The sequence below is a fragment of the Azospirillum agricola genome, assembly GCF_020005195.1.
In the GTDB taxonomy this organism is placed as follows: Bacteria; Pseudomonadota; Alphaproteobacteria; order Azospirillales; family Azospirillaceae; genus Azospirillum; species Azospirillum agricola.
In genome coordinates, this window is record NZ_JAIFZR010000004.1 from 466,166 (window position 1) to 484,011 (window position 17,846).

A 17,846-nucleotide genomic window follows, 5' to 3' on the forward strand; every position below is an offset into this window, starting at 1 on the left:
ATCCGCGTGCCGTTGGCGAGGGGCATGGGCGGGTCGGCGATGCGGATGGGGGACTGGGGACGGCGTTTTTGCGCCGTCGCGACGCTGGCTCTGCTGGCCGGGAGCGTCTTCGCCACGGCCGGCGCCCGCGCCGAGGACGGCGAGACGCTGGAGCGCATCCGCAACCGTGGGATGGTGGTCTGCGGCCTGCGCAGCGGCCTCAGCGGCATTTCCTTCACCGATCCGCAGGGCCATCTCGACGGCTTCCTGGTGGATTTCTGCCGGGCCTACGCCGCCGCGACGCTGGGCAACGCGCAGGCGATCCGCGTCGTCCGCCTCCCCGACAAGCCGCAGGAGTTCGACGCGGTGGAGAAGCACGAGGTCGACATCGCGCTGACGACGACGACCTGGACCTTCAGCCGGGACGTGTCTTTCGACGTCGAATTCCTTCTGCCGCTGCTCTACGACGGGCAGGGCTTCGCCATCCTCGCCGACGGTCCGGTTGCGCCGCTGGAGCGGTTGGGAGCGCAGACGGTCTGCGTGAAATCCTCGACCACCACCGAGCGCAATTTGCAGGACCACATCCGGCAGACCGACCGGCCCTGGACGATCCGAACCTTCAAGACCTTCGACGAGGCCTTGCAGGCGTTCCTGGCGCATGAATGCGGGCTGCTGACCACCGACCGCACGGTGCTGGTGACCTCGCTGGCCGGCTACCGCAAGGCCGGGCTGAACGTCCACATCTACCCGGACGTCATCTCGCGCGAGCCGCTGACCCCCTACGTCGTGCGGGGCGACCGCAACTGGTACGACATCGGCCGCTGGGTGATCCACGCGACGATCCTGGCGGAGGCCAGGGGCGTCACCGCCGCCGACGTGCAGGCCGGGCGGATGCCCGACGACCCGGAGCTTCACCGCATGCTGGGCCACGGCGGAAACGCCGCCAAGGCGCTGGGGCTGCCCGACGACTGGGCGCTTCAGGTGCTGGCGCAGGTCGGCAATTACGGCGAGATTTTCGAGCGCAACCTGGGCGAGCCCTACGGCATGGAACGCGGGCTGAACCGCCCGTGGGTGCGCGGCGGAATGCTCTACGCGCCACCGTTCCGGTAATCCAAACTTTCGAAGCTTCTCCTTCTCCCCTCCGGGAGGAAGGTCGGGATGAGGGGGCAGCGCAGCCGAAATCAGTCCGGCGGACGCATCCCCCTCACCCTAACCCTCTCCCCAGGGGGGAGAGGGGATACGCGAAGCAACCGTCAGTGGTGGCCGCCGCCGTCGAAGGACGGGGCCGACAGTCCGGACGCCTTCAATTGCTCGATCAGCGCCCCCTTCAGGCGCTCCAGGCCTTCCTGGCTGAAGGCCTCGGCGCGGGCGACCAGCACGTCCTGGGTGTTGGACGCGCGCAGCAGCCACCAGCCATCCTCGGTCGTCACGCGGACGCCGTCGATGTCGTTGACCTTGGCGCCCGACGCCTTGACCCGCGCCTTGACCTCGTCGACGACGGCGAACTTGCGCTCCTCGTCGATCTGGAAGCGGGTCTCCGGGGTGTTGACCATGTCGGGCAGGCCGTCGCGCAGCGCCGCCAGGGTCGTGCCCAGCTTGCTGACCAGACCGGCCAGACGCACGCCGCAATAGAGCGCGTCGTCGAAGCCGTACCACTTGTCGGCGAAGAAGATGTGGCCCGACATCTCGCCGGCCAGCGGCGATCCGGTTTCCGCCATCTTGGCCTTCAGCAGCGAGTGGCCGGTCTTCCACATCAGCGGGGTGCCGCCATGCTTGGCGATCTCGTCGAACAGGGCCTGGCTGGCCTTGACGTCGGCGATGATGGTGGCGCCGGGGTGGCTTTTCAGCACGTCGGCGGCGTAGAGCGCGACGAGCTGGTCGCCCCACACCACGCGGCCCTGGTGGTCGATGGCGCCGATGCGGTCGCCGTCGCCGTCGAAGCCGATGCCGAGGTCGCAGCCATGCTCGGCCACCGCCTTCTTCAGGTCGACGAGGTTGGCCTCGACGGTCGGATCCGGGTGGTGGTTGGGGAAGTTGCCGTCGATGTCGTCGAACAGCAGGACGTGCTTGCCCGGCAGCTTGGCGGTCAGGCGGCGCAGGATCTCGCCGGCGGCGCCGTTGCCGGCGTCCCAGGCGATGGTCAGGTCGCGGGTGCCGTCATAGTCCTTCAGCAGGCGCGCGACATACTCGTCCTGGACGTCGATCGTCTCCGACGAGCCCTCGCCCGTCGCCCAGTCGGCCTTGGCGGCCATGGTGCCGAGCTCGAGGATTTGCTGGCCGTAGACCGGCCCCTTGCCCAGCATCATCTTGATGCCGTTGTAGTCCGGCGGGTTGTGCGAGCCGGTGATCATGATGCCGGCCGCCGCCTCGCGGTCGCGGGTGGCGAAGTACAGCATCGGCGTGGGCCCGAGCCCGATGCGCAGGACGTGCAGGCCGGTGGAGACCAGACCCTCGACCAGCGCCTCTTCCAACGCCGGGGAGGAGAGGCGGCCGTCATAGCCGACGCAGACGGTCTTGCCGCCGCCGCGCACCACCACGGTGCCGAAGGAACGGCCGACCGCGCGGGCGTCGGCCGGGTTGAGCGTCTTGCCGACGATGCCGCGGATGTCGTACTCGCGCAGCACGGTGGGATGGAAAGTGTGGGCTTCGCTCATGTTCTTCTTGTCCTTCCGTTTGGACGCCGTCTCGAACCCAACCGCTCAGAAAATCAAATCTTGGCCGGCCGTCAGGCCTTGGCCGGCGTGGGCCGGCCGATCGATGTGTAGACGAAGCCGGCTTGCGCCATGTCTTCGGGATTGTAGATGTTGCGCAGATCGACCATCACCGGCGCCTTCAGCAGAGCCTTGACGCGGCGCAGGTCGAGCGCGCGGAACTCGTTCCATTCCGTCAAGATGGCGACGCAATCCGCGCCCTCCAAGGTGCCGTAGGCGTCCTTGGACCATTCGACGCCGGGCAGCAGCTTTTCGGCCTCGTGCATCGCCGCCGGGTCGTAGGCGCGCACCGTGGCGCCGGCCGCGATCAGCGCCGGAACGATGTCGAGCGACGGGCTGTCGCGCATGTCGTCGGTGTTCGGCTTGAAGGCGACGCCCAGCACCGCCACCGTCTTGCCGGCCACGCTGCCGCCGCAGGCCGTGACGATGCGCTCGGCCATCTGCTTCTTGCGCTTGTCGTTGATGTCGACCACCGTCTCGATGATGCGCAACGGGCTGCCGACCTGCTGGGCGGTGCGGACCAGCGCCAGCGTATCCTTGGGGAAGCAGGACCCGCCATAGCCGGGGCCGGGGTGCAGGAACTTCTTGCCGATGCGCCCGTCCAGCCCGATGCCGCGCGCCACGTCGTGGACGTTGGCGCCGACCTTCTCGCACAGATCGGCGATCTCGTTGATGAAGGTGATCTTGGCCGCCAGGAAGGTGTTGGCCGCGTATTTCGTCAGCTCCGCCGTCTCCAGCGAGGTGACGACGATCGGCGTCTCGATCAGGTAGAGCGGCCGGTAGAGCCGGCGCATCACCTCGCCCGCGCGGTCCGAGGTGGCGCCGATGACGACGCGGTCGGGCCGCATGAAGTCGCCGATCGCCGAGCCCTCGCGCAGGAACTCCGGGTTGGAGGCGACGTCGAAGTCGGCGTCGGGGCGGACGCGGCGGATGATCGCCTCGACCTCGCGGCCGGTGCCGACCGGGACCGTCGATTTGGTCACGACCACGGTGTAGTGGTCGAGGTTGGCCGCGATCTCCTCGGCGGCGCCATAGACGTAGGAGAGGTCGGCGTGGCCGTCGCCGCGCCGGGACGGGGTGCCGACCGCGATGAAGACGGCGTCGACGCCCTGCATCGCCTCCTTGAGGTCGAGCGTGAAGGACAGGCGTCCGGCGGCGACGTTGCGGGCGACCAGATCGTCGAGGCCCGGCTCGTAGATCGGGATCTCGCCGCGCCTCAGCCGCTCGATCTTGCCGGCGTCCTTGTCGACGCAGGTGACGTGGACGCCGAATTCCGAGAAGCAGGCGCCCGACACCAGGCCGACATAGCCCGTGCCAATCATCGCTATCCGCATCGTGTATCCCCTGTGCTCTCTCACATCGGCCGGCTTCCCCCGCCGGCCAGTCCCCGAAACAGGCAAACCCGCCGCCATCCCCGGTCAAGGGACGGCGGCGGGCTGCATGACGTCAATTCCGCCGGCCGGTCAGCAATATTTGCGCAGCATCTCGCGCACCTTGTCGGCCATGTCCGGCCGCTTCAGCGCATGGGCGAGGGTCGCCTCGATGAAGCCGACCTTGTCGCCGCAGTCGAAGCGCGTGCCCTCGAAGCGCAGCCCGTGGAAGGGCTGGTTGCCGATCAGCTTCGCCATGGCGTCGGTGAGCTGGATCTCGTTGCCGGCGCCGCGCTGTTGCAGCTCCAGATGGTCGAAGATCTCCGGCTGGAGGATGTAGCGGCCGATGATCGACAGGGTCGAGGGGGCGTCCTCCGGCTTGGGCTTCTCGACGAGGCCGCGCACGGTGGCGAGGCGGCCGTCGTCCTTCTCGACGTCCAGGATGCCGTAGCTGCTGGTGCGTTCGCGCGGCACGTCGACCACGGCGACGATGTTGCCGCCGACTTCCTCATAGGCCTCGACCATCTGCTTCAGGCAGGGGGTGTCGCCCTGGACGAAATCGTCGGGCAGCACGATGGCGAAGGGGTCGTTGCCGATCAGGGCGCGGGCGCACCACACGGCGTGGCCGAGGCCGAGCGGAACCTGCTGGCGGGTGTAGAAGCAGCGGCCGGGCGCGATCTCGCTGTGGCGCACCTCCTCCAGGGCGTCGGCCTTGCCGCGCTCTTCCAGGGTGCGGTTCAGCTCGGTGTCGGCGTCGAAATGGTCCTCGATGGCGCGCTTGGAGCGGCCGGTGACGAACACGAAATCCTCGATGCCGGCCGCGCGGGCCTCCTCGACGGCGTGCTGCAGCAGCGGCCGGTCGACCAGGGGCAGCATCTCCTTCGGGATCGCCTTGGTGGCCGGCAGGAAGCGCGTGCCGAGACCGGCGACGGGGAACACCACCTTGCGCACGGGTTTCCGCATAGGAAGTCTCTTGTGGTTGAGGCGAGAAAGGCAAGACATGGGAAGAAACCGCCACGCCGGAAGCGCGGCCATTCCGATGGGCTTTCTGCCACGCCTTCCGGGGCCGCGCAACAAACCTTCCGGGGCCGGACAAAAGGCTAGATGGCTTGCCCGTCGATACTAGGACCGGCCGATCGGCCGGGGGTCCGGTCGAACGTCGCGCCGTTGCAGGGTTTCTACCCCGATCGTTTGGGGTAGGCGCCGGCCGCCGCGACACCGTGCCGCCCCAACCTTGTCACACGGCCGCCCGGCCGGGGCGGGGCGGCTTGGCGCTTGCCTCGCGGGCGCGGCGCGGCCATGGTGCGGCCATGACCCCCGACTCGCTGCGCGCCCGCGTCCTCTACGAGGATCCCTGGCTCTATGTCATCGACAAGCCCGCCGGACTGGCCGTCCACAAGGCCGGCAAGATCGTCGACCATCTCGAACTCTATCTGCCGGCGCTCGCCGACGCCGATGGCGTGCCGCCGAAGCTGGCGCACCGGCTGGACCGCGACACCGCCGGCTGCCTGATCCTCGGGCGCACGCTGTGGGCGCTGAAGCGGCTGGGCCAGATGTTCGCCGCCGGCCATGTGGAGAAGACCTATTGGGGCGTCGCCGACGGCATCCCCGACCGGCCGAGCGGAATCATCGACCTGCCGCTGCTGAAGCGCAACGTTCCCGGCGCCTGGACCATCCTGCCCGACCCGACCGGCCAGCCCGCCGTCACCGAGTACCGCGTGCTCGGCACCGGCAACGGCCGCTCCTGGCTGGAACTGACGCCGCGCACCGGGCGCACCCACCAGATCCGCGTCCATTGCGCGGCGATCGGCTGCCCGTTGACCGGCGAGCCCTTCTACGGGCCGGAGCGGCTGCCCTTCGGCAACCTGCATCTGCTGGCCCGTTCGGTGTCCTTCCAGCTCGGGCTGCAATACCCCAGGGTCACGGCGGTGGCCCCGCCGCCGGAGCATATGCGCGATGCGCTGGCCGGATGCGGTTGGGGTAGCCCCGGTCCAAATCCCGAAACCGCGTGTTACGATGCGGAGACGGGCGGCACGGAGCCGGCCGCCCTGGGCATCGTCACGGGATGAGGGCCATGAGCGAATCGTTTTCCGGCGAACCGTTTTCCGACAACCGGGCGAAGAACCGTTTTGAGTTGGCCGTCGGCGGACAGACCGTCTTCGCCGACTACCGGCGCAGTGGCGGCACCCTGCTGATCTCCTACGTCGAGGCGCCGCCGTCGCTGCGCGGCACCGGTGCCGCCGGGCGGCTGATGGAGGGCGTCATGGGACAGGCGCGGGCGGAGGGGCTGAAGGTGGTGCCGGTGTGCAGCTACGCCGCGCTGTGGATTCAGCGGCACAAGCAGCACGCCGACCTGCTGGCCTGAACGGAACGGCGTCAGGCTGTTTTGCGGAAGCTCCAGACGCGCGCCTGTGGCGGCTTCGCCCGGAGGCCCCTGTGTCCGGACCGGCCGCGTCCGCACCGGCGGCGGGCGGTGCCGGTTGCTTTCAAGCCGGGACTTCTGTTAAGTCGCCGCCGGTCCTCGCTGTCCCGTTGAGCCCATGGCCATCTCCTCGTCGCGTCACGATTCCTCGACCGGCCTGCCCGATGCGGCGCTCGCGGCGGCGGCCGGAACGGTCGCCGGTCTGCTCGGCCCGCTCGCGGCCCTGGCGCCGCGCGGCCTGCCGGTGTGGGCCATTCTCTTCACCGTCATCGCCCTGGCGGGTCTGGCCCGCCGCCGCGCGCTGGGCCGGATGGCGCGCTCCCTGCCGGCGGTCGCCGTGGTCGGCGCCTTTCTGTTGCTGGCTCTGCTGTCGACCTTGTGGAGCCCGTCCGGACGCGACGGCGTCACGGTGTTGGAGATCGCCTACATCGCGTTGGGCGCCCTGGCCGGCGGAGCCTGGGTGTCGCAGATGCCGGGGGTGGAGGCGCGGCGGCTCGCCGGCCTGTTCCTTGCCGGCTTCCTGGCTGGTGTCGCCGTGTTCGGCGTCGAGGCGCTGCTGGATTTCCCGCTGCATCGGTGGTGGAACGCGATTCCCGACGAGGAGCTCATCCACCTCGTCTACAGCAACGTCCCCAAGCGCACCGCCGCCCTGCTCTGCCTGCTGGTCTGGCCGGCCGCGCTGGTCGTCGACCGGGCCGGGCATCGCGCCGCCGCCCTGCTGGTGCCGGTGGCCTACGCGCTGGTCTGTCTGCCGCTGACCAGCCGTTCGGCCATTCTCGGCATCGCCGTCGGCATCGCCACCTTCGCCCTGGCCTGCTGGTCGGCCCGCCGCGCCCGGCAGGCGCTGGGGGCCATCCTGGCCTTCGCCTTCGTCGCCGTCGTTCCGGTGGCCCTGTTCCTCGACCGTGTCCTGAACCTGGAAGGAGCGGACTGGCTGTTCCATTCCGCCCGGCACCGGATCGAGATCTGGGGACTGGCGGCGAACCGTGCGCTCCAAACCCCTCTTCTCGGTCAGGGGATCGATTCCTCCCGCGCGCTGACGCCACAGGGCGAGGTGTCCCGCTTCGTGGAGATCGGCGAGAGCCTGCTGCCGCTGCACCCGCACAACGCCTTCCTCCAGGTCTGGCTGGAACTGGGAGGGGCCGGGGCCGCGCTGGCGCTGGGCGCGACCCTGATGCTTCTGGCCGGGACCGGGCGCATGGCCGAGCGCGACCAACCCTTCGCGCTGGCGCTGTTCGCGACGGCGCTGGCGATGGGCAGCACCGCCTACGGCATCTGGCAGGCGTGGTGGATGGCCGGCTTCCTCGCCGCCGGTCTGGTGCTGCGGCTGGCCGCCCGCGTTCCGGCGGACGAGCGATGATCCCTGCCGCCCCCCCTGCCCGGCCCCGCCGCATCCTCGTCATCAAGCTGGGGGCCTTCGGCGATTTCTTCCTGGCGCAGACGGCTTTCGCGGCGATCCGGCGCCACCACGCGACCGACCATCTGTCGCTCATGACCCTGCCGTCGCTGGCCCCTCTCGCCCGGCTCAGCGGCCTGTTCGACGAGGTCCTGGAGGATCCGCGCGAGCGCTCGCTGGCGGCCTATCTGGCGGTCCGGCGGATCCTGCGCGCCGGGCGCTTCGACCGTGTCTACGATCTGCAATCGCAGTCCCGCACCAACCGCTATTTCCCGCTGCTGTTTCCCGGCCCATGGCCCGAATGGTCGGGCACGGCGCGCGGAGCCTCGCACCCCGACCGCTACGAGGGCCGTCGGCGGGTTGCCGCCGTCGAACGCTACGCCCGGCAACTGGCGCCCTTCGGCATCGTGCCCGATCCGGTGCCGGACCTGTCCTGGCTCGATGCCGACATCGGCCATTTCGGCATCGCCGCGCCCTTTGCCCTGCTGGTTCCCGGCTCATCGCCCGGCCGGCCCGACAAGCGCTGGCCGGTGCGCCGCTACGCCGAGGTGGCGACCGCCCTGGCGGAGCGGGGGGTGACGCCGGTGGTCGTTGGCACCGGGATCGAATCCGAATTGGCCCGCTCCATCGCCGAAGCCTGTCCCAAGACCGTGGATCTGACCGGCCGGACCAGTGTTCCCGAACTGGGCGGGCTGGCGCGCCGGGCCTGGGGGGCGGTGGGAAACGACACCGGCCCGACCCAGCTGATCGCCGCGGTCGGGTGTCCGACCGTGGCCGTCTATTCCAACGCGTCGGGGCCGACCCAGTCCTCGGGGCCGCGCGTGGTCATGCACCGGCGGCCGGACTTCGCCGAGATGGACAGCGCCGGCGTGCTGGCCGCGCTGGATCGCGTGCGGGGCTGAACGGCCCCGCGACGCTTTATTCCTGCCCGTTGCGGTCCGGTCAGCGGCAGAAGGGGAACGGCCCGACCCGTGGCATGTAGGTGGGAATCCACTCGCAATGGGTCGCTGGGTTGGGCAGGCGGCGGCTCTCGATGATCGGCCAGGCGTGCGCCGCGACGACCACCAGCGCCACCCCGCCGAGGATGGCGCGCCGCGACCGGGTGCGGTCGAGAAGCTCGGGCATCCGCGCCAGCACCCAGGCCGCCGACAGGATCGCCAGCGGGTCGGTGTAGGCGGCGTAGGCGCGCTGGAAGCCGCGCAGCGAGAACAGCGCCTCCAGCCCCCAGGCGACCAGCAGCAGGAACAGAGCCTGGACGGCGGCCAGCCGCTCGCCGCGCCGCCACAGCGCCACGGCGCCCGCCAGGGCAAACCATTCGACGATGATCGTCTGCGGGATGTTGTCGGGATGCAGGACGATGGTGCGGATCGCCAGAGTCCGGCCGACCCCGGACAGCAGCAGCGTCAGCAGCCCCTCGCCCACCACCTGCTCCTGTCCCTGCAACGCGGTGGCGTGGCGCCAGCTGGTGAAGACGAACATGTGCTCGACGAAGTTGGCGACGGCGATGACGTTCTGAGCGTTGTAGCGGAGGTCGAGCGCCAGAAGCCCCAGCGCCAGCCCGAGCAGGACCGCCGCCGCCGCCGTCACGGCGTGGGCCGGCGGCACCCGCCGGACCGTGGCGACCACCGCCATGCCCAGCAGGATCCAGCCGGCGACCAGCCCCTGGTAATGCCCGGACAGACCGCCGCCCACCGGCTTGTAGGGGTAAAGGGCCTGTCCCCAGCCGGCGATGCCCTCGGCGACGAGCGCGAGAGCCGGAACCAGGGCGGCGGCCGCCAGGAGTGCCGTTACGGCGGCCAGAGCCCACGGAGACCGGGAACCCCGCGCCCGGTCGGTGTGCTCGAACCGCTGCCCGAACAGCAGGGCCGCGACCGGAATGCCCAGCGCCAGGAACACCGCCTGCACCTTGGTGACCATCGCCAGCCCGGCCAGCAGCCCGGCGAGTCCGAGCAGCAGGACCGGCTTTCCTCCCGGCGGACGCCGCACCGCGACCAGCACCAGCAGCAGGGCGGTGACGACCAGACCGGCGGAGAGCAGATCGGTCCGCATCTGCCGGCCCTGCGCCGTCAGCCCGACTCCGAACGCCATCACGATCCCGGCCAGCAAGGCCACCCGCCGGTCGCCGACGAGGCTGCGGACCAGCGTCGCGTAGACGACGGCAAACAGGGCGACCAGCACGATCGACAGCGCCCGCCCGGCCTCGACCAGATGCTGCCAGGCCGCCGCCGTGGCGGCGGCATCGCTGGCGGGCGGCAAGGCCGACAGCGTGGCGATGGGCAGCAGCCCCAGCGCGTGCAGCGCTTGGAACCAGGCATCGACGACCAGGAAATAGCCGTATCCCGGATGGTCGAAATATTCCTGCGGCAAGCCGTCGCCGAACAGAAGCCCGTGATAGACCAGGACCAGATCCTGGTCGGCGTGCATCCAGTAGGGCAGCCGGAATCCGAAAATCAGCACCGAAAGCGCAATGGCCGTCGCGATGCCGGCGCACAGGGTCCACCAGGGGGCTTGCGAAAGGCGAAGGAACGGTGAGGGACGGGATGGGGCGGGCGGCATGGTCGGGCTCTGATCCGGTCGGCGGCAGCGCCGGGTTGTGACACGAGTCCGGTCCCCTTGGGAACCGTGTCCGAAGGCGCTCTGTTGATAAGGCGCCGCCCGCACACGCCGTACCATCCGGACGCCTGAAGGCGCGCGGCCGTTTCCAGAGAGCCGGGAAGACCCCATGACGCTGTTTTCCGAAACCGATCCCACGGCACCCGTTGCCCGGGCGCTGGTCGTGACCCCCATCCTGACCGCCGACCGGGTTGCCCCCGCCCCAGCCGCGCGCCTGGACGAGGCGGTGCGGCTGACCCGTGGCATCGGGGCCGCGGTGCTGCACGCGGAAACGGTTTCCCTGGAGCAGCCGAAGGCCAATTCCCTGTTCGGCCGTCCGGGCCTGGAGCGTCTCGGCGGGCTGGTTGAGGCGTTCCACGCCGACCTGCTGGTGGTCGACCATCCGCTGACCGCCTTGCAGCAGCGCACGCTGGAGCGCGGCTGCCTCGTCAAGGTTCTGGACCGATGCGGTCTGATCCTTGAAGCGCTGGGGGAATCCCAGGGCGCCGACGCCGAAGCGCGGATGCAGGCCGACCTCGCCATCCTCCGTTTCCAGCGTGGGCGGTTGGTCCGTTGCTGGAGCCGCCCGGAGAAGCGATGGGACGGGCTGGGTTTCCAGACCACCTCGGGCGGGGTGCCCGGCGACGTGTTGCTGGAAAGCCACCGGCGCCTGCTGACCGAGCGGATCGCCGGCCTGAAGCGCGGTCTGGACGACCTCCGCCAGCGCAACGCCCGGATCCGGGAGCGGCGCAAGGCGGCCGGCATCCCGTCCGTCGCGCTGGTCGGCTATGCCGGTGCCGGCGTCTCGACCCTGCTGGCCCGGCTGTCCGGCCGCCCCGCGCCGGGCGCGGCGGTCGGGCTGTCGCTTCCTTCGGGCCTGACCGTCGATCTCGTCACGGGCGTGCCCGTTCTGGCCGATCTGCCGCATGGCGCGGTCACCGCCTTCGCCGCCACGTTCGACGCGGTGCGCGAGGCCGACCTGATCCTGCATGTGCGGGATGCCACCGATCCGGAGCAGGCTGCGCGGGCCATGGCCGTGGACGCGCTGCTGCGCGACCTCGGCATCGATCCGGTGAACGACCCCCGGCTGCTGGAGGTGTTCACCAAGGCCGACCGCCTGGCGGGCACCGCGCGGGCCGCGCTCGCCTTGCGGATGCTGGATGCTAAGGCCGGTGAAAGCCTCCTGGTCTCCGCGGCCACCGGCATGGGCATGGAGGAACTGGCCGGCTCGATCGAGCGCCGGCTGGATGCGCGGGCTCCGGTCCTCGACGAGAAGGGGCCGGTGCCGGCGTGACCGGTCATTCGGGGTGCCCCATAGGAGCGGCTTCTCAACGTCGGCGGGAAGCTGTCACAAAGCGATTCTGGCCGAGGAGCAGGAAACAATGAGCGATCCCCAGGATATTCAGGAGCGTATCAGCCGTCGTGCCCACGAAATCTGGGAGCGCGAGGGCCATCCGGACGGCCGCCATGACGAGCATTGGGCGCAGGCCGAAGCGGAGATCCGCGCCGAGGACGGCGCCGGCACGTCCGGCGGCGCGGCTGGGAAGCCTTCCCGCAAGGCTGCCGCCAAGGGCACCCGCGCCGCTGCCGAGGGATTGTCGGCGGTGGCCGCCGGTACGAAGGCGGCGGGCAAGGCGGCGCCGAAGGGCGACAAGCCCCCGGCGGCGAAATCCGCCGCGGCCGGCAAGCCGGCCGAGCCGAAGGCGGCCCGTGGGTCGCGCAAGGACAATGGCAAGGGGGCGGCGGCACGCTAGCTAAAGTTTCGTGCGTTTAATAAGAAACGCACGAAACTTTAGCCTTTTGATGACGAGCGGATTCACGCTCCAAACCGATTCCGGTTTTACATGATCCGCTCCAGGGGCCGGCGCGGCGCTTCGGGCCTGCTCCGGGAGCTTTCCCGCCGAGGCGACCGGCGCGTCCACCGGATTGCGGCATGGTTTCGGGGTGCTTGCGGGCGATTCGCGTGTCGATGGGCGCGCGTATCGCTCGGCGGTTGGTGCGGTGTGCATGGCTGGCCTACGCGTCCTTCGCGGCTCTGGAAAGCGCGACAGGAGATTGCTAAGGTGCCCACCTGTTTCGTTCCATCCTTTCGCCAATCCGCATCCGCGCGACCAGTCGAGGACAAAATCCATGCCGCATTACCGTTCCCGCACCTCCACCCACGGCCGCAACATGGCGGGCGCCCGCGGACTGTGGCGGGCGACCGGCATGAAGGACGGTGACTTCGGCAAGCCGATCATCGCCATCGCGAACTCCTTCACCCAATTCGTACCGGGGCACGTCCATCTGAAGGATCTGGGCCAGCTCGTCGCCCGCGAGATCGAGAAGGCCGGCGGCGTCGCCAAGGAGTTCAACACCATCGCCGTCGACGACGGAATCGCCATGGGCCACAGCGGCATGCTCTACAGCCTGCCCTCGCGCGAGCTGATCGCCGACGCGGTCGAGTACATGGCGAACGCCCATTGCGCCGACGCGCTGGTCTGCATCTCAAACTGCGACAAGATCACGCCCGGCATGCTGATGGCGGCGATGCGGCTGAACATCCCGGCGATCTTCGTGTCGGGCGGCCCGATGGAGGCCGGCAAGGTCAACTGGCGCGGAAAGACCAAGGCCGTCGACCTGATCGACGCCATGGTCGCCGCCGCCGATCCGACCGTGTCCGACGAGGAGGCGGCGGAGATGGAGCGCGGCTCCTGCCCGACCTGCGGCTCCTGCTCCGGCATGTTCACCGCCAATTCGATGAACTGCCTGACCGAGGCGCTCGGCCTGTCGCTGCCCGGCAACGGCACCATCCTGGCCACCCACGCCGACCGCAAGGAGCTGTTCCTCGCCGCCGGTCGCATGGCGGTCGACCTCTGCCGCCGCTGGTACCAGGAGGAGGACGCGACCGCCCTGCCGCGCGGCATCGCCACCAAGGAAGCCTTCGAGAACGCGATGACGCTCGACATCGCCATGGGCGGCTCGACCAACACCGTCCTGCACATCCTGGCCGCCGCTCAGGAAGGCGAGGTCGACTTCACGATGGCCGACATCGACCGGCTGTCGCGCCACGTTCCCAACGTCTGCAAGGTGGCGCCCGCCGTCTCCGACGTCCACATCGAGGACGTGCACCGCGCCGGCGGCATCTTCGGCATCCTCGGCGAGCTGGACCGCGCCGGCCTGCTCCACCGTTCGGTCCCGACCGTCCACGCCCCGACGCTGGGCGAGGCGATCGACCGCTGGGATGTGGTGCGCACCCAGGATCCCGCGGTCCACACCCTTTACAAGGCCGCCCCCGGCGGCATCCCGACCGTGGTGCCCTTCAGCCAGGAGCGCCGCTGGCCGGAGCTCGACCTCGACCGTGAAGCCGGTGTCATCCGCAAGGCCGACAAGGCGTTCAGCCAGGACGGCGGCCTCGCCGTGCTGTTCGGCAACATCGCCGAGAAGGGGTGCATCGTGAAGACGGCGGGCGTCGACGCCTCCAATCTCGTCTTCGCCGGTCCGGCCCGCGTGTTCGAAAGCCAGGACGACGCGGTCGCCGGCATCCTCGGCGACACGGTGAAGGCCGGCGACGTCGTCATCATCCGCTACGAGGGCCCGCGCGGCGGCCCCGGCATGCAGGAGATGCTGTACCCGACCAGCTATCTGAAGTCGAAGGGGCTGGGCAAGGCCTGCGCGCTGGTCACCGACGGCCGCTTCTCCGGCGGCACCTCGGGCCTGTCGATCGGCCACGTCTCGCCGGAGGCGGCGGGCGGCGGCGCCATCGGCCTGGTCGAGGAAGGCGACCGCGTCGAGATCGACATCCCCAACCGGATCATCCGTCTCGCGGTCAGCGACGAGGAGCTCCAGCGCCGCCGCGACGCGATGAACGCCAAGGGAGCGGACGGTTGGAAGCCGGCGGCCCGCGACCGTGTGGTGTCCCCCGCCCTGCGCGCCTACGCGGCCCTGACCACCAGCGCCGACCGTGGCGCCGTTCGCGACGTCTCGCAGGTCGAGGGCATCGCCGTCCGTCGCTGACGGCGCCCCTGCACACGCTCTCGCCGGGAAGGAAAGAAGCGCCACGTCTGGACGTGGCGCTTCTTTTTTGTTCAGCCTCCCATACTCGCGTATGCATTGCCGGTCTGAGGCGAAAAAGAATCTCAAATGCCTCGCTTGGATATCCACAAATGGCAAAATGCATGCTCTAATATGTCAACGCGAACTCCGCAGGGGGCGGACATGGCGGTGGCCGGGCGGGCCATAACCGGGCCGATGGCCGGGGCGACGATGGGAGGCATCGGGGGCGGTTCGCCTCGTGAGCTTGCGCGCCCTGTGCGCGGCAAGGGGCCGGAGCGCAAGCTTCTGACCACGATGTTCGTGGACATCGTCAGTTCCTCGGCCCTGGTGGCCGGCCGCGACCCCGAGGACGCCGACGAGATCCTGCTGTCGATCCTGAACACCCTGGTCGATGTGATCCCGCGCTATGACGGCATGGTGTCCCAGCTGCTCGGCGATGGCTTCATGGCGGTGTTCGGGGCGCCCGACGCCCAGGAGGACCACGCCCTGCGCGCCTGTCTGGCCGCGCAGGACATCGTGCGCGCCACGGTGGAATCCGACCTCCCCACCTTCCAGGTGCGGATCGGCATCAGTTCGGGCGACGTCGTCGCCCATGTGGTGGAAAGCGGCGTGTGGGCCGATTACCGGATGGTCGGCGAATGCGTCCATGCCGCCGCCAAGCTCCAGCAACGCGCCGACCCCAACACCGCCCAGTTCAGTTGCGACACGCTCGACCTGATTCCGGTCGGAGTCGTGGCGCGCCCGGTCGGCAGCCTGACCCTGGCGAAGGGGGCCGTGCCGATTCCGGCCTTCACGCTGGATGGCGCGCGGGCGGTGCGGCGCACCGCGACGGACATGCTGCGGTCGTCCGACGCCCCCTTCGTGGGCCGTGAGGCCGAGGTGGCGACGTTGCTGTCGATGGCCGACATGGCGGAGGCGGGCTCGCCGGCCCTGCTGGTCCTGCGTGGCGAGGCCGGGATCGGCAAGTCGCGGCTGGTCGGGGAGTTCTTCCGCGATCCGCGCAGCCGGCGCTGGAACGTCCTGCCCTGGCCGCAGATGCCGATCCGCCGGCTGGGCGATCCCGACGATCTGGAGGCGGTGGCGCTCAGCCTCGCCGTCCAGACCGCCGGCACGGCGAGCGGCGACGGGCCTCTCCGGGTCGCGGCGGCGGCGGCGCGGCGGGGCGGCTCGCTCGCCGCCGACGCGGTGCGCGACCTGTTCGGCCTGCCGCCGGAGGATGCGCTCTGGCCCGGGCTGGATCCATCGCAGAAGCTGAGTCTGGCAATCGACGGGCTGGTCGGCGCGGTTTTGGAACTGGCATCGCCCGATGTGGCCGACTCGCGCCCGATGCTGCTGCTCGTCGAGGATGCCCATTGGGCACGCCCGGTGATGGTGCGGCTGCTCGATGCCCTCGCCGCCGCCCTGCCGGGGAGCCGGGCGCGAATCCTGTTGCTCGCCACCATGCGCCCTCCGGCGCTGCGGCTCGAATCCGCTCCCGAGGGCTGGAGCGTTCCCAAGGGCGCGCGCCGGATCGATCTGGACACCCTCGACAACGGGCAGGTGCAGCGTTTCCTGAACCACTGGCTGGGGCCGGACTGGTCGCTCGCCGACCTGAAGATCCAGGTGACGGAGCGCAGCCAGGGCATTCCCCTCTATCTCGAAGAGATTCTGCGCACGCTGGAGGCCACCGGGGCGATCTCCGGCACGCCCGGCGGCTACCGTCTGGCCAACGCCGCGGCGGTGCAGAATCTCCCGCGCTCGCTGCACGGCCTGCTGGCCGCCCGCATCGACCTGATGGACACCGAGCCGCGCCGTTTGCTGATGAACGCGGCGGTGGTGGGGCCGACCTTCGACGCCGGGCTGCTGCGCGCGCTGTCGGCGGTCTCGGAAACGGCGTTGCCGGTCCAGCTCGCCTATCTGGAGCGGGCCGGCTTCATCCTGCGCGCCCGGCTGCTGCCGAATCTCGAATACGCCTTCAACCACGCGCTGGTCCGCGAGGTCGCCTACGCCACCCTGACCAAGGCCGACCGTCGGATTCTGCACTCCCGGGTGCTTCAGGCGATCCGGCAGCGGCGCGAGCATGATCTGCCCAACCGGATCGATCTGATGGCCCACCACGCCTTCATGGCGGAGAACTGGCCGTATGCCTACGCCTGCGGGTGGCGGGCCGGGCGGCGGGCCGAGGAGCGTTCCAAGCTGGCGAGCGCCAGCGAAAAGTACGGCACGGCGATCAACGCCCTGGCCCATCTGCCGACGTCGCCGCGCGGCATCGGCCGTATGATCCGGCTGTCCATCGCCCTGCCCCGCGTGCTTCTGCCGCAGGGGGCGACCAACATCCACGACATGATCGACCGGGCCAAGGCCCTGTCGGTCCATCATGGCGATTGGCGCGGCCACGCCGATGCCACGTCCATGCTGGCCTCCTTCACCTGGGCCTACGGCAAATTGGACGAGGCCATCGCGCTGTGCGAGGAGGGGCTGTCGGTGCTGCCGGCGGCGGGCAGCCGGCGGAGCCGCGTCCAGCTTCTCGTCAGGCTCGGCGGCGTTCTCGCCGACAAGGGACTGTTCGGAAAGGCGTGCCGCATCCTTGAAGAGGGGGCCGGCCTGCTGGGGGCCGATCCGCGGCACGAGCGCTACGGCCTCGCGGCCTCCGCCGAGGTGACGATCCGCAGCGTCACCTCCCGTTCGCTGGCCGAGATGGCCCGGCCGCAGGATGCCGTCGCGCAGGGCAGCGCGGCGGTTGAGCTTGCCGAACGGTCCGGGCATATCTTTTCGCGGATATTCGCCTATTCGCATTTCGGCTGGGCTTTGCTGCTTCTCGGCCAGCCGGAACAGGCCATGTCCGCCTTGTCGGAAGCGCGGGCGCTGTGCCGCGCGACCAAATCCTCTCTCTGGCTGCCGCTGGTCACCGCCGGGATCGGGCATTGCCTGGCCCGTCTCGGCCGGGTCGACGAAGGGATGACGCTGTTCGAGGACAGCTACGACGCGTTCCGGCGACAGGGCAACGCGGTCCATCCGCTCTACCCCCGTGTCAGCGTCCCGCAGGTCCGCATCTGGGATGCGGAGTCGCGGCTGTTGGCGGGCGATCCCACCGGGGCGCTGGCGACCGCCCAGGACGCCCTGCGCGACGCCACGGCAACCGGCCAGCTCGCCTATCAGGCGCGCGCGCTCCTCGCCATCGCCATGGCCTTGCGGGCGGCCGGCGCGGAGTCCTCACGCTGCGCCGACGCCCTGGCCCGCGCAACCGACCTTGCCCGGACGCTCGACATGCCACGGCTGGTGGAGGACTGCCGCAGCCTTGACCGGCCGCGGCTGCACAGTCTCCGCGTGCGGTAGGAGCTGGGTCCTACCCTTTTCGACAC

General features: G+C 70.1%; 13 protein-coding genes. 9 read left to right on the forward strand and 4 right to left on the reverse strand.

The window, feature by feature from the left end:
- The first annotated feature begins 6 nt into the window (after nucleotides 1-6).
- A complete protein-coding gene (locus JN22_RS11015; protein ID WP_223677677.1) occupies nucleotides 7-1,089 on the forward strand; it encodes an amino acid ABC transporter substrate-binding protein in 1,083 nt (360 codons plus the stop codon).
- Between the two features lie 143 nt (nucleotides 1,090-1,232).
- On the opposite strand, the gene pgmG is transcribed toward JN22_RS11015, so the two are convergent.
- From pgmG to galU, 3 genes are all read right to left on the reverse strand, one after another.
- Nucleotides 1,233-2,633, reverse strand: coding sequence for a phosphoglucomutase/phosphomannomutase PgmG (pgmG, locus tag JN22_RS11020; protein WP_085553974.1), 1,401 nt, complete (start codon nucleotides 2,631-2,633; stop codon nucleotides 1,233-1,235).
- A 71-nt stretch (nucleotides 2,634-2,704) separates the two neighbouring features.
- Nucleotides 2,705-4,024 carry a UDP-glucose dehydrogenase family protein gene (locus tag JN22_RS11025; protein ID WP_085553975.1) on the reverse strand — a complete coding sequence of 440 codons (1,320 nt, stop codon included), beginning with the start codon at nucleotides 4,022-4,024 and terminating at the stop codon, nucleotides 2,705-2,707.
- 129 nt (nucleotides 4,025-4,153) lie between these two features.
- Nucleotides 4,154-5,023: a UTP--glucose-1-phosphate uridylyltransferase GalU gene (gene galU / locus JN22_RS11030; RefSeq protein WP_085553976.1), complete on the reverse strand. Its 870-nt coding sequence runs from the start codon at nucleotides 5,021-5,023 to the stop codon at nucleotides 4,154-4,156.
- 347 nt (nucleotides 5,024-5,370) lie between these two features.
- On the opposite strand from galU, the gene JN22_RS11035 reads away from it, so the two are divergent.
- The 4 genes from JN22_RS11035 (at nucleotide 5,371) to JN22_RS11050 (ending at nucleotide 8,780) form a co-directional block, all read left to right on the forward strand.
- On the forward strand, nucleotides 5,371-6,129 hold the full coding sequence (locus tag JN22_RS11035) for an RluA family pseudouridine synthase (RefSeq protein WP_085553977.1): 759 nt from the start codon (nucleotides 5,371-5,373) through the stop codon (nucleotides 6,127-6,129).
- Nucleotides 6,130-6,134: 5 nt separating this feature from the next.
- The gene (locus JN22_RS11040) at nucleotides 6,135-6,425 is read left to right on the forward strand and encodes a GNAT family N-acetyltransferase (protein ID WP_085553978.1); all 291 of its coding nucleotides are present in this window, start codon (nucleotides 6,135-6,137) and stop codon (nucleotides 6,423-6,425) included.
- A 175-nt stretch (nucleotides 6,426-6,600) separates the two neighbouring features.
- A complete protein-coding gene (locus JN22_RS11045) occupies nucleotides 6,601-7,842 on the forward strand; it encodes an O-antigen ligase family protein (protein ID WP_085553979.1) in 1,242 nt (413 codons plus the stop codon).
- Nucleotides 7,839-8,780: a glycosyltransferase family 9 protein gene (locus JN22_RS11050; protein ID WP_085553980.1), complete on the forward strand. Its 942-nt coding sequence runs from the start codon at nucleotides 7,839-7,841 to the stop codon at nucleotides 8,778-8,780. The genes JN22_RS11045 and JN22_RS11050 overlap by 4 nt, the downstream gene beginning before the upstream one ends.
- A gap of 40 nt (nucleotides 8,781-8,820) precedes the next feature.
- Here JN22_RS11050 and JN22_RS11055 read toward each other — a convergent pair whose 3' ends face one another.
- Nucleotides 8,821-10,335 carry a hypothetical protein gene (locus JN22_RS11055; protein WP_223677678.1) on the reverse strand — a complete coding sequence of 505 codons (1,515 nt, stop codon included), beginning with the start codon at nucleotides 10,333-10,335 and terminating at the stop codon, nucleotides 8,821-8,823.
- Nucleotides 10,336-10,600: 265 nt separating this feature from the next.
- On the opposite strand from JN22_RS11055, the gene JN22_RS11060 reads away from it, so the two are divergent.
- From JN22_RS11060 to JN22_RS11075, 4 genes are all read left to right on the forward strand, one after another.
- Nucleotides 10,601-11,764, forward strand: a complete 1,164-nt coding sequence (locus JN22_RS11060; RefSeq protein WP_085553982.1) for an HflX-like GTP-binding protein — start codon at nucleotides 10,601-10,603, stop codon at nucleotides 11,762-11,764.
- Between the two features lie 88 nt (nucleotides 11,765-11,852).
- Nucleotides 11,853-12,224, forward strand: coding sequence for a DUF2934 domain-containing protein (locus tag JN22_RS11065; protein ID WP_085553983.1), 372 nt, complete (start codon nucleotides 11,853-11,855; stop codon nucleotides 12,222-12,224).
- Nucleotides 12,225-12,600: 376 nt separating this feature from the next.
- Nucleotides 12,601-14,466: a dihydroxy-acid dehydratase gene (ilvD, locus tag JN22_RS11070; protein WP_085553984.1), complete on the forward strand. Its 1,866-nt coding sequence runs from the start codon at nucleotides 12,601-12,603 to the stop codon at nucleotides 14,464-14,466.
- A 201-nt stretch (nucleotides 14,467-14,667) separates the two neighbouring features.
- The gene (locus JN22_RS11075; protein WP_211099631.1) at nucleotides 14,668-17,820 is read left to right on the forward strand and encodes an ATP-binding protein; all 3,153 of its coding nucleotides are present in this window, start codon (nucleotides 14,668-14,670) and stop codon (nucleotides 17,818-17,820) included.
- Nucleotides 17,821-17,846: the final 26 nt, after the last annotated feature.

What these genes read in the sequence shown, in the direction of transcription:
- JN22_RS11060 (WP_085553982.1), top strand. Translation starts at nt 10,601, where the DNA reads ATGACGCTGTTTTCCGAAACCGATCCCACGGCACCCGTTGCCCGGGCG.
- ilvD (WP_085553984.1), top strand. Translation starts at nt 12,601, where the DNA reads ATGCCGCATTACCGTTCCCGCACCTCCACCCACGGCCGCAACATGGCG.
- JN22_RS11050 (WP_085553980.1), top strand. Translation starts at nt 7,839, where the DNA reads ATGATCCCTGCCGCCCCCCCTGCCCGGCCCCGCCGCATCCTCGTCATC.
- JN22_RS11045 (WP_085553979.1), top strand. Translation starts at nt 6,601, where the DNA reads ATGGCCATCTCCTCGTCGCGTCACGATTCCTCGACCGGCCTGCCCGAT.
- galU (WP_085553976.1), bottom strand. Translation starts at nt 5,023, where the DNA reads ATGCGGAAACCCGTGCGCAAGGTGGTGTTCCCCGTCGCCGGTCTCGGC.
- pgmG (WP_085553974.1), bottom strand. Translation starts at nt 2,633, where the DNA reads ATGAGCGAAGCCCACACTTTCCATCCCACCGTGCTGCGCGAGTACGAC.
- JN22_RS11040 (WP_085553978.1), top strand. Translation starts at nt 6,135, where the DNA reads ATGAGCGAATCGTTTTCCGGCGAACCGTTTTCCGACAACCGGGCGAAG.
- JN22_RS11065 (WP_085553983.1), top strand. Translation starts at nt 11,853, where the DNA reads ATGAGCGATCCCCAGGATATTCAGGAGCGTATCAGCCGTCGTGCCCAC.
- JN22_RS11035 (WP_085553977.1), top strand. Translation starts at nt 5,371, where the DNA reads ATGACCCCCGACTCGCTGCGCGCCCGCGTCCTCTACGAGGATCCCTGG.
- JN22_RS11075 (WP_211099631.1), top strand. Translation starts at nt 14,668, where the DNA reads ATGGCGGTGGCCGGGCGGGCCATAACCGGGCCGATGGCCGGGGCGACG.
- JN22_RS11025 (WP_085553975.1), bottom strand. Translation starts at nt 4,024, where the DNA reads ATGCGGATAGCGATGATTGGCACGGGCTATGTCGGCCTGGTGTCGGGC.